Annotated in this window: 7 protein-coding genes; all 7 read right to left on the reverse strand. The window is 47.2% G+C overall.

The window, feature by feature from the left end:
• Positions 1 to 5 precede the first annotated feature (5 nt).
• Positions 6 to 2,498, reverse strand: a complete 2,493-nt coding sequence (gene tamL, locus BMW79_RS03290; RefSeq protein ID WP_089890507.1) for a translocation and assembly module lipoprotein TamL — start codon at positions 2,496 to 2,498, stop codon at positions 6 to 8.
• Positions 2,482 to 7,473: a translocation/assembly module TamB domain-containing protein gene (locus BMW79_RS03295; protein ID WP_143059056.1), complete on the reverse strand. Its 4,992-nt coding sequence runs from the start codon at positions 7,471 to 7,473 to the stop codon at positions 2,482 to 2,484. The genes tamL and BMW79_RS03295 overlap by 17 nt, the downstream gene beginning before the upstream one ends.
• A gap of 370 nt (positions 7,474 to 7,843) precedes the next feature.
• On the reverse strand, positions 7,844 to 8,674 hold the full coding sequence (dinD, locus tag BMW79_RS03300; protein WP_089890513.1) for a DNA damage-inducible protein D: 831 nt from the start codon (positions 8,672 to 8,674) through the stop codon (positions 7,844 to 7,846).
• Between the two features lie 109 nt (positions 8,675 to 8,783).
• Positions 8,784 to 9,395, reverse strand: a complete 612-nt coding sequence (locus BMW79_RS03305) for a hypothetical protein (RefSeq protein WP_089890516.1) — start codon at positions 9,393 to 9,395, stop codon at positions 8,784 to 8,786.
• Positions 9,396 to 9,586: 191 nt separating this feature from the next.
• On the reverse strand, positions 9,587 to 10,078 hold the full coding sequence (locus BMW79_RS03310; RefSeq protein WP_089890519.1) for a peptidase associated/transthyretin-like domain-containing protein: 492 nt from the start codon (positions 10,076 to 10,078) through the stop codon (positions 9,587 to 9,589).
• 352 nt (positions 10,079 to 10,430) lie between these two features.
• Positions 10,431 to 11,906 (reverse strand): glutamate synthase subunit beta, encoded by a 1,476-nt coding sequence (locus BMW79_RS03315; protein WP_089890521.1) that lies wholly within the window; start codon positions 11,904 to 11,906, stop codon positions 10,431 to 10,433.
• 63 nt (positions 11,907 to 11,969) lie between these two features.
• Positions 11,970 to 16,499, reverse strand: coding sequence for a glutamate synthase large subunit (gltB, locus tag BMW79_RS03320; protein WP_089890524.1), 4,530 nt, complete (start codon positions 16,497 to 16,499; stop codon positions 11,970 to 11,972).
• Between the last annotated feature and the right edge of the window lie 162 nt (positions 16,500 to 16,661).

The raw sequence follows: 16,661 nt of genomic DNA on the forward strand, positions 1-16,661 counted from the left end.
TAATATTAAAACGGATAGCCGATTGCAATATTTAATACGAGATTCTTTTTTCGCCATTCGGGATCGCTGAAATTTATTTTATTAAATACCCAGCGCTCTTTTTCCGGCAGATAGGGCACCCGGAACGGCATGGCCAGATCGAGGCGTACCACCACAATAGAAGCATCAACACGTAAACCGATACCACCACCTACGGCAATATCTTTATAGAAGCTGGAAGTGAATTTGCTGCCCGGTTTATCCGGCACATCTTTTTGCAGCCAGATATTGCCTGCATCCACAAACGCTGCCACATTGAACACGCTGGCCACATGTATCCTCACTTCCGAGTTAAACTCCAGCTTGATATCACCCGCTTCATTGGCCAGTAACACCGAGCTATCCACCTTGGGGTTATGGTAAGATCCCGGTCCCAGTGTACGTGCGCGGAACGCCCTGATACTACTGCTACCACCGGTGAAATACTGTTTTACAAATGGCAGCGTGGATGAATTGCCGTAGGGCAAGCCATACCCAAGCAGCAGGCGGTTTATCCACTGTTTGCCTTTACCCAGTTGCCAGTAATGCCGCGCTTCTGCGGTAAATCGTCCGTATTGTGCAAATGAGTTACCAAGAATTGTTTTCTGACCGGTATCGTTCTTTGGAACTACCAATCCAGCCAGGTTACCGGAGATATCCACATTGCCGCTCAGGTAGAAGCTATGAATACGATTGGCCTGCTGGTTATTGTAGGTGATCGTATAATTTCCACCCAGGATGAATTGCTTTTCAATGGCATTCCGCTGACTTGGATCATTCACCAGGATGCTGTCGTACGCAGGTGTCGTTTTAGTAGGCAACACATACGTTAAAGCAACAGGTGAAAAAATATGACTCAGGTATTGTGTCCGCTGCCAGAGATACTGTAATTGTAACGTATATGCATTCAGGTTATAAAGATCGGCGCGGCTATATAGTTCATATCCGGCACTGATCCTTGTTTTAGGAACATAAGGCGTTCGGATATTGAGTCCCCTGAATGGTGTCAGGAAGCGGGGAAAAGTAACCGCCACCTGTCCGCCTAACCCATAGGAATTAGAACCTCCGGCGCTTTTATTACCGGTTTGCCACTCCATACCTCCGGTTAAACCGATTTCCAGCAATGCCGCAGAGTGCAGCCAGTTGCGGTTTTTGGCGGTCAGACTTATCTGTGATCCAATAAAACCATTTGATTTAGAGGTACCACGTAATTCCGCCTGCAGGGAACGGCGTTTATAGGGAGTCAGGTAAAACTTGGCGTCGAGCCAGCCACTATCGAGCGACACACGGTTATTCACCATTGCGCGGTAGTTACTGGCAAGTGTGGTATCGCGGGAATAGGTAGCATCTCTTCTACCGGCGGTTCTATTAGTAGAGTCTTTCCTGCCGGAGCTGTCTCTATCTCTTCTGCCCTGTCCGCCGGGACCGGTGGCATTAGGACTACCTCCCACAATGCGGTGAATGGAAGTATCTCTTACTGGTGAAAACTGTCCTTTTACAAACTTGAATACACCGAGGTTGATCAGCCTTTGTAGAGTGATATTATGAGAACTCAGGCGGTATAAACTATCGGGGCGCAAAAATACGGAGCGGTCGAATGCAGACGATTTAAAGCGCCTGGCGGAATCCACAATATAAATGCCTTTGTATCTGACAGGAGTTCCCAGCGTAGACGCCGAATCGTTGTCGAGCGAATAGTCCGGGAACAGGCTGATATCGTGCATTCTGTATGGGCGCAGTGCCAGCAGCGGTGTATTATCCTTTATTTTTACAAACAGGTCTACTGTTCCCCGGTTGGTACTGTCTACCTGTACAATTAAATAATCCGGTGTGAAATAGTAATAACCCTGTTCCTTTAATGCGGCGTGTATGCGTTCCCGTTCGGCCTTGATAGAATCAAGGGAGTAATTGGCGCCTACAATCAGGGAGCTTTCTTCTTTGGTGTAGGTAACTGTTTTGCCAATGGCGCTGCTGTCTGTCAGATAGGTAACGCTTTTAATGGTGTACCTGTGATTTGGTGTAGCAGTATATTGGATAGACGCTTTTTTCTTACCGGAATTCTTTACTTCGGAAACCAGGTCTGCCTGGAAATAACCATTATCTGCCAGGTATTCTTCCAACACTTTGGAGGTATATTCTGGTTTAGCCTGACTGAGTAAAACAGGCGGTTCTCCCCATTTCTTGCGTAGCAGATAATTAAGTCCTTTTCCTTTGGGTTCATTACCTAAATTATACAGCCAGAGTTTTATGGGCATCCCCAGGAATTTACGATTCCTGTTAGGCCGGATTCTTTTGTTCATACCGTCTACGAGGGTACTGTAATCTTTTGGTTTCTTTTTGGCTACGGTATCTGTTACCCACTTTACCTCACTACCAGTATATAGCCGGTCACCCTCAGGCACGGTGCGGGTGGTACTACAGGAGCTGAGCACCAGGAATACCAGGCAAAACAGGATGATATGGCTATTTACTTTTCGCATCAGGCGTTGTCGTATTTTTATCGTCTTTTTTATTTTTTTTGCTGTCGCGCAGTTTCTGTTTTTTCGTGTCGGATTTAGACCTTTGCAGGATTTCGCGGAATTCGTCGTAATCCATGATGAGCGCAAACGCAACGCCTGTTTCTACCACCTGCCCTTCAATGACCGTCTGGCTATCATTGCGCTGGTATACCCTGATACGGTAACGTCCATCCCTGGTCAGTTTATATTCTACAGAAATATCGCCTATCAGGGAGCTGGCATTCTGCTGACTTCCCTGGAGCATAATATTGGAACCTACGGAAACGGTTAAACGATCATTGAACAGTTGCTTGGACGCACCCACTTTCAGGTTGGTGGATTCCTGGGCAGTACCGCTGGAATAATCTTCCTGGTTTTGCAGGTCGAAGTTGAGGTCGATTCCCTTGATCAGGTTGCCGGCCATATTATTCAATTGCTGCGACAGGATCTTACTCACACTGTTTTTCGCTGCCTGTCCTACTCCACCGCCGGATCCACCATCGAGGGTACTCATCGGATCATCCGGGATGAAGGCATTCAGTACCAGCAGTCCCATCACCTGCTTATTCAGCTCAGACGGTACCTGGTTAATCTGTTTCAACCTGTTGTATGGGGTACCATTCAGGGTATTCCGGTCTTTTTCTGCGAGATCGAGGCGGAAGCTGATATCGGGTTTCAGCAGACTGCCTTTGATCATCAGGTATACCAGGAAAGGCATACGCTGTTTATAAGTGTTCCGTTGTTCAGCAGACATACTTTGCAGCTGATCGGCCACAAGGTCGTATGCAGGTGCATTTACGGTGTACTTGGCGGTGATGTCCAGATCAGCGCTGGTAGCATCTCCATTAAAGGAAATGAAGCTACCCTTTTCAATATCAAAGGAACGTTTGATCAGCTGGTTCAGCGACATTTCATATTTACCTTCCGAAATTTCATAGCGGCCGGTAAGACTCAGTTTACTGCTTGGGTCCAGCGTAGCGTTGATACTGGCGGTACCTTTCGCCTGTACATAGTCGCCGTTTTGTGAATCGATGATAATTTTGAGCACTGATTCTGGCGTAATATCGAGGTTGCCAGATAAAAACATCCCCTTTAACCGGGTAGTCTGATATTTCAGGCTGTCTTGACGCGCCAGCAGCGCGGAATCTATAGGATTAGATTTATCCACAAACTCGATCACTCCTTCCCTGTTGGCGATACCGGGTTCATCTTGTGGCAACGTCATCGTAACGCTGGATTTATCCCGCAGCTTCACGATGGCATCAATTCTCGGAAGATCCAGTGTACCGCGTACTTTCACTTTACTGTCGATATAGGCAGGGCCATAGATCCATTGATCCGGATTTTGCTGGCTGCCTAAAGCCATAAAATTATCAGCGGTTACGTTGAGGTTGAAATTATACTTTGTAAAATCTTTTGTGTTGATGCGGCCATCTACCACCAGTTCGTTGTTGGCGCTGTCTGCTACTACGAGGTTATTTAACAGGATACCATTTTCATCGATCACAATATCTTCATCAGGTAAATGGAAGGTGCTGCCTATCATGGTAACCATTCCGGTGGCATTATTGAAATGCAGGCCGCCCAGTACTTTGGGGGCAGATGGTGTACCGGTGATGTTGAACTGGCCGTTGGCACTACCCGACATTTTTGTAACACTACCTGCGGTAAACGGCTCCAGCGATGCCATGCTGATGTTGTTGATATCTACCTGCGCATTAATGGTACTGTCGTAAGTGGCATCTACCTTAATATCATTATCATTTCCGTTTAAACCTGCTACGAGTTTATATTGTCCGGGCCCACTGTTTTCCACATTGGCGTCCAGTGTTCCCATGCGTGTATTCTTCACTGTTAGGCTGTCCACCTTAAGCTTGGCATGGATCAGCGGTGATTGGTTCCAGTTACGCACAGTAGCTTCTGCATTCAGGATACCATTTGCGAGTAAAGTATCAGTGGCCAGTAATCCGGTAATGGTAGACAATTTGAAATTAGCAATATTGGCTTGCAGTGCCGGAACAGAGCTGGTATCTGATTGTGTGGAAATCTGGATGGATTGATCGCCTTGCGACAATTTGATGTTTGCCGTATCCGGTGCACCATTTTTTATCCGGAGGATATTATTGTCAGCTACTGTCCATTCCTGCTTGTTCAGCATCAGTCCGGGTTTCAGAGACAGCTGCATTGCGTTCTCTTTCAGGAAAGTGAAGATCCCGCCCAGCTTATATTTAGGTTGGCGTTTGATATCATCCAGAACGAGGTCGAAGTCTACCACGCCGGTATTGGCATCCGCTTTCAGATAAGTATGATATAATGGGAAAGATGGATGTGCCATATGAGCGATAGAAAAACGAGCTTTCATGGAAGTGTCCTGGATATAGGTATACATCCGGAGACTATCGATCTGAATGGAATCGTAATTGATTTTCGGAACGGCGGCATTCAATACCAGGAGGCTGCTGTCGCTATTGAGGCGACCGGTCATTTCCAGCGGTACTTCCATGCGGAGGGCCGGTAACAGGGGCTGCAGGTTTTTAGGCCATTGCAGAGAGGCGGTCCACTGCAGCAGCTGACCACCAGGCACATTTACGATGCGGCCGGAATCGGCGGGCATCAATGGCTTGTTGATCACATTGGCGAAGGCGGTGCCTACTTTGGTATAATCGATATGCCCGTTGGCATTGATCAGGCCAAACGGACTTTTCAGTGTAATATATTGCTGATCGGAGTATTGGGCGGTTAGGGAAATGCTGTCCAGTGGGAATACCTGTTCTTTGGTAGCAATCTGCCAGTTGGTTAAAAAGGCATTTCCTTCTATGCGCTGAGGTTCAATGCTATTGAAATCAGCATTGAGGTTACCTTTTAACATAAGTGGTTCAGTATACCAATGTGTGGCATACAGATCGGCCTTTGCCAACTCCATGTTTACTTTCAGCCCCTGTACGGTAGTATCTATCAATTGACCGCTGATGTCGAAAGTAGCCGTGATGTTACTGTCGGCGCTTTCTCCCTGTGCTTCAAAGTTGCCTTTATTGATACCGGCGTTAACGCTTACATCATGATACGTATAAGCGTTATAGGTAGCCTCGTCCAGTTGGATAGCGGCTTTGGCAACCATTTGTTTTAGCGTGTATCCCTGACCGGTAGCGCTCAGCTTTCCGGACATCCAGCCATAGGTGGTGTCATAAAGCATAACGCCGGGATTAACCCGGAAATAGGGAATGCTAACCGTATAACTACTGCGGATGCTGTCTGTTATGTTAACAAGTTTTGCATTGATGTTAGCGCTGGCAGATTCACTTTTCAGTTGTAACTGGGTAACGAGATCTTTCATGCCACCTTTAAACATACCGGTAATCTGCATGTTTTCCGGCAGGCGCGGCGTATCCGGCAGGGTACCCGCAGGCAGCCAGGCGCGCAGGGGTTTATTCCCTGATTGTATAAAAATGTCAGGCAGATTGGCGCTTAGACGGTCCGGATCTGTAGCATGAAACACCTGGCCATTGTCTGTTTTAATCAGGTTGCCTTGATGATCATTGACGTAGAGCTGTTTGATATTCAGTTCTGCCAGGTTCCCTTTTAATATAGCCGCCAGCGTTAGTTCTTTATTCCACAATGGCGCAAATGATTTGTTTTTGCGTGCATCAGGAACAAATGGCAGCCATTCCGCCAGGGTTACGTGTACAGAGTCGAGGTTAGCATCCAGGCCGAGCTGATCGAGGTGGTCTGAAATACCTGACCAGGATGGCACAGTGACGATGATCTGTTTACGTAATATGCTTTTATTGGTTTGCAGCAGGAAATTGCGCAGGGCCAGGGTGTATGGGGTAAACAGCACGTCCATATTGGCTTTACGGATGGTGAAGCCTGATTTATCCTGTGCAGTTAAAGATTTTATGCCCACCATGATGCTATCTGGTTTATACCGGATGTTGCTGATCTTACTGGAAAAGCGGTTCAGCATAAGGTGATTATAGTCGGGATCTGGTCCTGCAGCTTTGGGTGCTGGTCCCCCATTATCGTAGCGTAAAGCGAGTTTATCCAGGTTTACGGTATTGGCAAATACCTGCCAGGTATTTGGTGTGGTGTCTTTGGGGGCAGTGGGAATGGAATCTTTTCCATTTACCATTAATACCAGTCCGGTGGTATTGCTGATGGTAAGGTCGCCCACCTGGATACGGGTAGAATCCTGGTCCAGGCTGCTGTTGCGGAGCAGCAGGCCGCCTATTTTCCAGGTGGTGCTGATACCGGAGCCTTCATCTGCATATTCGAAGTGGCTGTTATTGATCTGTAATTTCTTCAGCAGCAGGTGTAACGATGAGCTGTTTGTATCTGCCGGAGGTGGCGGTGGCGCAGCACTGGTGACAGCGGGAGCAATATACTGCTGCCGGAAAAATCCTTTAAGACCATCCAGTGTGATGCCTCTGAAAGCGTAGATGCCATCATCAATCAGCAGGTCATCCGGATCAACATGGAGGCTGTCCCAGGTAAGTACGGCGGTCATACCTCCGGGAGCGTCAGCGTAGCTTACTTTTACTTTACGCAGGGAAATATCTTTCAGCCGGAACTGCAAAGTGGTGCCGGTAGCGGGTGCGAGTGTATCTGGTTTGGGAGATGGCGAAACAAAGGCATCTACAGCAAACTGGTAATTGAAGGCGGAGTCACCGGGATGGCGGTATACATTTACCAGCAGTGTATCCCATTCCAGCTTGTCGATCTTTAGTTCATTGCTGATAAGTGACAGGAGGTTGTAATGCACTTTAAGGGAGCCTGTGTAGAAGAGTGCCTGGTTTGAGGTGTCCGCTACATATACATTGCGCAGCTCAAGGTATTGCCAGCCCCGGGCGCGCAGGTATCCTATCTGCACTTTGGTGTGCAGTTTTTTTCGCAGGTAGATCTCCCCCTGTTCTCTCAAATAATTCTGGACACCGTTCAGTTGTAATAATAAAACAGCCATTACGGGCAAAAGAAGCACCGCAACAATAATCCATATAAGCCATCGCCACCAGGGGCGGCCGTGTTTTTCTCCGGTTTCTGCTGGTTCTGTCACTATGATGTATTACAATAGTAAATTACTCAATATAAACGCAAAAGCACGCTTATGGTTTACTTTACCGGCAGGATAGTGTAACCGGGCGTTTGCCAGCGGGGTACAACAAAATCCATACCTTAGGGGTACAGGGGATAAAAAGTTCCTGCAAGAATACATCAAATACGGTAACGGACATACTTTTTTTGGGAGCAGGAACAGAATGGGGTGAGTAGTAAAATGCCCAGATTGGCGAAATAATAATGGACCGGACGGGTTGGCTTTGTAATATTTTTGATTAGTTATCGTGACTCAGGGCATTCTTATCTTCCTTATTTATTCTTCTTTTTACCTTATCCAGATCTTCTGCCGGAGGCAGGGTTTCAGGTTTTACACCTCTTTCCAGTAATACATTTCTTACGGCCGTATTGTTATCCACATGTTCCCCGGTAATAGCAGTTTCGCCGGAGAGGTCTTTTTCTATTACATTATGGCTGGTAATTTCTGTAGCCAGGTCTTTCGCTTTAATGGTAATAGTAGGGAGAAAGTCGGCCAGTGGACGGTTTTCGGGTATTACCAGTTTCTTCTTCATATCCCGGGTGGTAAAACCGCCAAAAAGCGCTTCATCGCCTTTGGACCGGATGCGGGCAAATCCGCTTTCATCTACTCCTCTCTCGTAAATAATACCGGACAACACTTTTTCAGACTTTGATAATTTGTCTCTCGCATTAAGCCGGTCAATATCTAACAATCTTTTTTCAACTACCTCCTGCTTTCTCGTCTGCACAGCAAAGTACGTTTGTGCAAAGGCAATGGGATCTTTTTGGGTGTCGCCACTTTGCGCAATGAGGTAACAGGCGTAACGGGTGAGGGCGATGTCCTGTAATTCTCTGGTTGCGTCACTGCCTACCGTCACCATTTTGCTGATATCAGCAAAATGGTCTAAAACCGCCACTCCGCTGTTTTCGCAAGATGCTTTTGCCTTTTCAATAACTTTCAAAAAATTTCTCCATTGCGTGTAGCCCAGTATTTGTTGTAATTCCCGGGCGCTCCAGCATTCGATACCATTGTTGTCATAGCGAGCCTGTTCAAATTGTCTGAACAGCGCTTCAATCAATTCTTTCTTCATGAATAAAAGTTTGAGTAATCTCACAATATTGTGATGCACACAAGGTATCTAACCCGCGATCCTCGCAGGTTAATGAAACTCAAACAATATCACTTTGAAAGAAAATTAATTACTTCGTTGCTGGTTTATTCCGCTGGTTGAACCGGTAGATATAATACTCCAGTTGATCTTTTTTCTCTTTATCAGTCCTGAATTCATCCAGTAATACGCTGTCCTGGGGAAGGATATATTTTTTGAGATTATAGGCAGACAATTCCAGTATCTCACCGGTATTGATGTTGAGTACTTTTTTGAGTACGGTGGGGGTGCTGAGGCTGTTTGTGGTCATGGTAGCCTGGTTGATGTAACCTCGCGATGGCTGGATGCCATGCAGACTATATATGCAGTAGTAGCCGATTTCCTGCAGTTTATTGAGTCCATTATCCCTGATGTAGATATCTTTTCCGTCGCAGAAGCCCCAGTAGTTTTTCACTTTGTGTTCCTGGCCGGCGTCGTCGAGTAATATCAGTTCGTTCCGGCTGGCCAGCAGGTAGATCTGGGCGGCAGAGCTACGGTTCTTAATAACCAGGGCGCCTTGTTCCGACGGATTGTTGGTCCGGAACTCTTCGAAGGTTTTATATAGTCCTTTTTTCAGCTGAGGAGCATCTGTAATGAGAACATGTTGTCCTGCTACGGAGAAGGCCAGTAATACAAAGCTCCAAAAACACAACATTTGTTTCATAGTGAACAAATGTATCGGGTTTCTAAAGTGGGAATTATAGAAATAGCTGAAACGGGGCTTTGTTTCTGCTGATGTCGAATTTCTGTCTTTAAGTTTTCTTTAACGTAGGAGGTATGATCGTTTGTGAAGGAAGGAAATCCCGGTAGTCCCCCCACCCAGAGGGGGCTACCACCGGGATTTTAAAAAGCGGGCTATTGTATTTTTACAAGCGCCGATTTCTCCTGATCGTTCAGGCTATTAAAATCAATCACTTTCAGGGAGGGCTCCATCGATGCGGCGGCATTCGGGTCGAGTTTCTGATAAATCAATTTGTCATTCCTGTTCACCATCCACATACCACCAGTGAGAGGATCTACTGCCAGTAATCCAATGGCGCCGCCGATAAGGATATTACCAAAATACCAGCCGTTCAGCCGGAAGTCGATAGCGGCCACTTTATCTGTATAACCGGGCTTTGAAAACCGGACAGTGTATCTGCCCCTGGAGAAATAGCCATTACCGGATTTCAGTCGTACAACAGCCGGGGTGTTGCCAGTAAAAACCTCGATTCCTTTTTTATTGGTGACAGAGATTTTCGAATCTGAAGGGGTACTATTGATCGTGAAAGTATACTTGCTGCCGCTGAAAATAGTAGCACAGGACGACAGACAGATCATGAAAAGCAGTAACAGTTTCTTGTTCATAGATACAAAATTTGGGTGTTGGGATAAAAAAGTGCTGGTTACCGGAACTGCTGGGTGACGGCCGGATTATTGGGTGACAGCCTGCCTGGAAGTATTGATTAACAATTGCTTAAAGGGAATATGGGTTGTTTTTCGGCTCACAATCGCACAGGAAGGAAAAGGAATATCGCAACAGAAAAACAGCATAGGTGACAATTGCAGGTTCAATGTTTCTTTCATGGCAGGGAATAATACTCAAATATAATCATCCCGCTGAAAAAAAATATAGGCCGGGTAAAAACCCGGCCCGGCTGAAGGTTACAACAAAATCTAAACCTGCTTATGAGAAAAGTTTTGATTTACATCTTTTGAATTATAAAGCCATTGCCTGTAGTGAATGGTCTTTGCTTTCCAGTTGGGAACTACCCATCAGGAATTCGTCCACTTTTCTCGCACACTCACGACCTTCGCTTATTGCCCATACCACCAGTGATTGTCCACGGCGCATATCGCCGGCAGTAAACACTTTAGGAATGGATGTCAGGTAATCTTTTTCGGTAGCTTTTACGTTACCGCGTTCATCTTTTTCTACTTCCAGCTGATCCAGGAGACCGGTGTGCTGAGGATGTACGAAGCCCATGGCCAGGAAAGCCATTTCGCAAGGCACATCTCTTTCAGAACCAGGTACTTCTGTAAATTTAGCTGGTCTGCCATCGGCGCTGGCGGTCCATTGCAGGTCTACCAGGCGCAGGGCTTTCAGGTTGCCTTCTTCATCTCCGATAAAGGATTTGGTGGCAATCGCCCATTTACGGTCTGCTCCTTCTTCGTGGGAAGAAGATGTTTTTAACACCATCGGATAGGTAGGCCATGGCATATAAGCGGTACGTTCGCCCGGAGGTTTCGGTAACAGTTCCAGCTGTGTAATGCTTTTCGCGCCCTGGCGGTTACTGGTTCCCACACAGTCGGAGCCGGTATCACCACCACCAATTACGATTACATTCTTGCCGTTAACCAATATGTCGCTGCCTTCTACCGCAATATTGCTTACTCTTTTATTCTGTTGTTTGAGGAAGTCCATGGCGTAGTGTACTCCTTTTAACTGACGGCCTTCGATCGGAAGGTCGCGCGGAATGGTGGAACCACCCGCCAGTACAATCGCATTGTATTCTCTCAGCAGATCATTGGTACTAACGTTAACGCCTACGTTGGCATTGCACTGGAACACTACCCCTTCTTCTTCCATCAATTTCACCCGGCGTTCTACTACCCATTTTTCCAGTTTGAAATCAGGGATACCATAGCGTAAAAGTCCGCCTGGTGCGTCGTCGCGTTCAAATACCGTAACAGTATGGCCGGCGTAGTTCAATTGTGCAGCAGCGGCTAAACCAGCCGGGCCGGAGCCAATTACTGCAATCTTTTTACCGGTGCGCATGCGTGGCGCTTTGGCCTGTACCAGGCCTTTATCGAAAGCTACTTCAATGATATGTTTCTCAATCTCTTCGATAGCTACCGGTGGCTGGTTGATACCCAGTACACAGGCGCTTTCGCAGGGTGCCGGACAAATACGGCCGGTAAATTCCGGGAAGTTATTGGTAGAAGACAGGATATCATATGCTTCTTTCCAATCCTGACGGTATACGGCATCATTAAATTCCGGTATCACATTACCCAGCGGGCATCCGCTGTGGCAAAAAGGCACCCCGCAATTCATACAGCGGGCAGCTTGCTGATTTAATTTGTTATCCGGGAAGCGCTCTACAAATTCATTATAGTGACTAACCCTTTCCCGGGGATCCGCTTTCCCGGGCAGCTCGCGTGTAAATTCCAGGAATCCTGTAGGTTTACCCATAATTTTCCTCCACAAGTCCCTTACCTGCAAGGGATATTTTGATGATGAATGTTAATTGTTCAATTAGTGACCTACTTTCTGGCCCTGTACCTTGTCTGATTTCAAAGCAGCCTTGTATTCTTTCGGGAATACTTTCACGAAGTGACGCAGTTGGTTTTCCCAGTCTTTCAGGATAAACTTAGCCACGGTACTGTTCGTGTAGGCGTGATGTTTAGTGATCAGATCCTGCAGCAGTACTACATCTCCCTGATCCAGCGGATCCAGGTCAATCATATCCCTGTTACAGTGGTTGGCGAAAGTGCCTTTTACATCGTATACGAAAGCGATACCGCCACTCATACCTGCACCGAAGTTGCGGCCGGTTTCACCCAGGATCACCGCTTTACCACCAGTCATGTATTCACAGCCGTGATCACCTACTCCTTCTGCTACCACAGTAGCACCGGAGTTACGTACACAGAAGCGCTCCCCTGCTTTACCGCGGATGAAGGCTTCTCCGGAAGTAGCTCCATAGAAGCAAACGTTGCCCGCGATGATATTTTCTTCTGCCTTGAACCCTGCTTCTCCATGTGGATAAAGAATCAGTTTGGAACCAGACAAACCTTTACCGAAGTAGTCATTGGCTTCTCCTTCCAGTTCCAGCGTTAAACCTTTAGTAGTAAAGGCGCCGAAGCTCTGACCTGCAGATCCGATAAATTTGAAGTGCAGGGTATCTTCCGGTAATCCTTCGCTTTTGTAGCGTTTGGATATTTCGTTAGACAGGATGGTACCGATGGTACGGTCTGTATTTTTTACGGGGAACTGCTGATATACCCTGGCTTTCTTTTCCAGTGCAGGCTGTGCAGCCTTCAGCAGTTGCCAGTCGATCACTTCGCTGATGCCGTGATCCTGTTCTTCCTGTTTGTAAAGGCCGGTTTCGGCAGAAGCTACTTCTTTATATAAGATCGGTGACAGATCCAGTTTTTGTGTTTTCCAGTTTGTGATGTTGTCACGCATTTGGAGGCATTCTACCTGACCCACCATTTCATTGATGGTGCGGAAGCCCAGATCAGCCATGATTTCGCGGAGTTCTTCCACGAGGTAGGTGAACAGGTTTACCACGTGCTGCGGATCGCCGTTGAAGCGTTTGCGCAGTTCAGGATCCTGGGTAGCTACGCCAACAGGACAGGTGTTTACATGGCATTTACGCATCATGATACAACCTTCTACCACCAGTGCGGCAGTAGCAACGCCCCATTCTTCAGCACCTAACAAAGTAGCGATGGCAATGTCACGGCCGGTTTTCAGCTGACCATCTGTTTGCAGTACCACTCTGCTGCGGAGCTTATTTTTTACAAGTGTCTGGTGTGATTCCGCCAAACCAAGTTCCCAGGGCAAACCTGCGTGCTTGATAGAGCTTTCCGGAGAAGCACCGGTACCACCGTCGAAGCCGGAAACCAGTACCACATCGGCATGTGCTTTTGCCACACCGGCTGCGATAGTGCCTACACCTGCTTTAGATACCAGTTTCACACTGATACGTGCAGCACGGTTGGCATTTTTCAGGTCGTAGATCAGCTGCGCCAGATCCTCGATAGAGTAAATATCATGGTGAGGAGGAGGAGAAATCAGACCTACACCCGGAGTGGAGTGTCTTACTTTTCCGATCCATTCGTCCACTTTATGACCAGGCAGCTGGCCGCCTTCGCCGGGTTTTGCACCCTGCGCCATTTTAATCTGTAATTCGTCGGCATTGGTCAGGTAGTAGCTGGTTACGCCGAAACGTGCACTGGCTACCTGTTTGATGGCAGAACGCATAGAGTCGCCGTTTTCCAGCAGCTCATAACGCATTTCATCTTCCCCACCCTCACCGGTATTGCTTTTGGCACCGATACGGTTCATGGCAATGGCCAGTGTGGAGTGTGCCTCATGCGAAATAGATCCAAAGCTCATCGCACCGGTAGCGAAACGCTTGAAGATGCTGGATGCCGGTTCTACTTCATCAATAGAAATAGACGGACGGTTCTTTTTGAACGTAAACAGGCTCCTTAAGGTGGCTGCTTTTTCGCTCTGATCGTTTACCGATTTGGAATATTTCTTGAATGCAGCGTAGTCGCCCATACGGGTAGCTAACTGCAGATAGTGAATAGTAGTAGGGTTAAAGAGATGGAATTCTCCTTTACGCTTCCACTGATATACACCACCTTCTGTTAAGCGCTGAACAGGCGTTTCTTTACGACCATAACCCATCCAGTGTTTAGCCAGTGTTTCACGGGCAATTTCATCCAGGCCAAGACCCTGTATACGGGAAACGGCGCCGGTGAAATATTTATCAACCGTTACCTGGTTGATACCCAGTATTTCAAAGATCTGTGCACCCTGGTAAGATTGCAGGGTAGAGATGCCCATCTTGGAGAAAACCTTCAGGAGACCATCACAGATTGCCTTGATATAGTTCTTTTTCAGTTTGTCTACGTCCAGTGCGGTATCCAGTTTGCCATTCAGCTTCATATCACGGATGGTGCTGAGTGCCAGGTAAGGGTTAATGGCAGTTACGCCAAAGCCCAGCAGGCAGGCAAAGTGGTGTACTTCCCAAACATCACCGGCTTCTACGATCAGTCCAACCTGGCCACGGTAACCCTTGCGGATCAGGTGGTGGTGAACGGCAGATGCAGCCAGTATAGATGGAATAGCAGCGTGTTCGGAGTCGATGGCACGGTCAGAAAGAATGATCACTTCAAAACCATCTTCCACAGCGTCTACCGCGTAGCGGCAAAGACGGGCCAGTCCTTTTTCCAGGGAGCCGGGTTTACCGTCTGCCTTGAAATAGGTATGTAAGGTTTTGGCCTGGAATAAACCGGTATCAATACTGCGTATCTTTTCCAGTTCATAGTTGTTGAGGATCGGGTGACGGAGCGCCAGACCATGGCAATGCAGCGGATCTTCATCCAGCAGGTTACCATTATTGCCCACAAAAGTAGCCAGTGACATCACCAGTCTTTCCCTGATAGGATCGATCGGCGGGTTGGTTACCTGTGCAAACAATTGTTTGAAGTAGTTACACAGATGCTGTGGTTGATTGCTCAGTACTGCCAGCGGAGTATCTGTACCCATAGAGCCAACAGGTTCCTTGCCATCTATTGCCATCGGGGCAATGATGTGATCCAGGTCTTCTGTACTGTAACCAAATGCGCGCTGGTATTTAAAGATCTGATCGTGTTCCAGGTGAGTAAAGGTGACTCTTGGTTCCGGCAGTTCTTCCAGGCGGATCTTATATTTATTCAGCCATTCGCCATAAGGTTGCTGGGAGCAGATCTGTTGTTTCAGCTCTTCATCCCCTATGATGCGACCCTGGTCCATGTCTACGATAAACATTTTACCAGGCTGCAGGCGGCCTTTTTCTTTGATATTTTTTGGATCGATCGGTAATACACCGGCTTCAGAAGCCATGATTACGCGATCGTCTTTGGTTACTACAAAGCGGCTCGGACGTAATCCGTTCCTGTCCAGGGTAGCACCAATAATTTTACCATCGGTGAAGGAAATGGAAGCAGGACCATCCCATGGCTCCATCAGGGAGGCATGATATTCATAGAACGCTTTCTTTTCTTCGCCCATATCTTCGTTACCATCCCAGGCTTCCGGTACCAGCATCATCATTACATGAGGCAGGGAACGGCCGGTCATGGTGAGCAACTCAATCACGTTATCCAGGCTGGCAGAGTCGGACTGGCCTTCTTCCACAATGGGAAGCAGCATTTCCATTTCCTCTTTGCTGAAGTATTTGGAGATAAAGTCTCTTTCACCGGAACGGAGCCAGTTGAGGTTACCTTTCAGGGTATTGATCTCACCGTTGTGGGCAATATACCTGTAAGGGTGCGCTAATCTCCAGCTGGGGAAAGTATTAGTGGCAAACCTGGAGTGAATGAGCGCAAAGGCGGACACCATTTTCTCATCGCTCAGGTCTGTATAATAATGACGTACCTGGTAGGTGGTCAGCTGACCTTTATATACAATGGTCTTGTAAGAGAGGGACGCAATGTAAAACAGTGACTTTTCTTTTGGCACTGTATTGCGAACCGTTTTGGAAACGTAGTTACGGAGCACAAATAATTTGCGCTCGAAAATTTCCGGATCACTGATATGATAAGGACAGGCGATAAATACCTGTTCAATTTCAGGCTCTACTGAAAGGGCAGATTCACCGATGCCATCCGGACGTACCGGCACTTTACGGTAGCCAAGAATTTCCAGGCCCAGTTTCTCTGCGCTGCGTTGAAAGATCTCGCGGCATTCTTCACGCCAGCGTGGTTCTTTCGGAAAGAAGACCATGCCCACACCGTATTTTCCAAATTCCGGTAAGGCGATGCCCAGTTTCAGGCACTCGTCATACAGGAACTCATGGGGCGTTTGAAACAGTATCCCTGCACCATCACCCGTGTTCTGCTCACAACCGCAGGCTCCGCGGTGTTCCATGTTTTCCAGCATGGTTAAGGCATCACGTATAATATGGTGGGATTTACGACCCTTAATATGGGCTGTAAAACCTGTTCCGCAGGCATCATGTTCAAATTCCGGACGGTATAAACCTTGCGTTTGCTTCACTTCATCCATTTGGTTTAGATTTTTTGCTTTGGCACACTCCCCCCTCTGACTTGCGCCGCGGGTGATGGTGTACGATATAATTCGGGAACGGTTTAAAGATACTAAAGGAATGCGGTATTTTTTGTATAAACTTTTGTTAGACGGTTAAAATTTAGAAAAATATAAAAAGAT

Source organism: Chitinophaga arvensicola (genome assembly GCF_900110835.1).
Lineage (GTDB): Bacteria > Bacteroidota > Bacteroidia > Chitinophagales > Chitinophagaceae > Chitinophaga > Chitinophaga arvensicola.

Coding starts and splice junctions, on each gene's coding strand:
- tamL (WP_089890507.1), bottom strand. CDS start 2,498: ATGCGAAAAGTAAATAGCCATATCATCCTGTTTTGCCTGGTATTCCTG.
- BMW79_RS03315 (WP_089890521.1), bottom strand. CDS start 11,906: ATGGGTAAACCTACAGGATTCCTGGAATTTACACGCGAGCTGCCCGGG.
- BMW79_RS03305 (WP_089890516.1), bottom strand. CDS start 9,395: ATGAAACAAATGTTGTGTTTTTGGAGCTTTGTATTACTGGCCTTCTCC.
- BMW79_RS03310 (WP_089890519.1), bottom strand. CDS start 10,078: ATGAACAAGAAACTGTTACTGCTTTTCATGATCTGTCTGTCGTCCTGT.
- dinD (WP_089890513.1), bottom strand. CDS start 8,674: ATGAAGAAAGAATTGATTGAAGCGCTGTTCAGACAATTTGAACAGGCT.
- gltB (WP_089890524.1), bottom strand. CDS start 16,499: ATGGATGAAGTGAAGCAAACGCAAGGTTTATACCGTCCGGAATTTGAA.
- BMW79_RS03295 (WP_143059056.1), bottom strand. CDS start 7,473: ATGGCTGTTTTATTATTACAACTGAACGGTGTCCAGAATTATTTGAGA.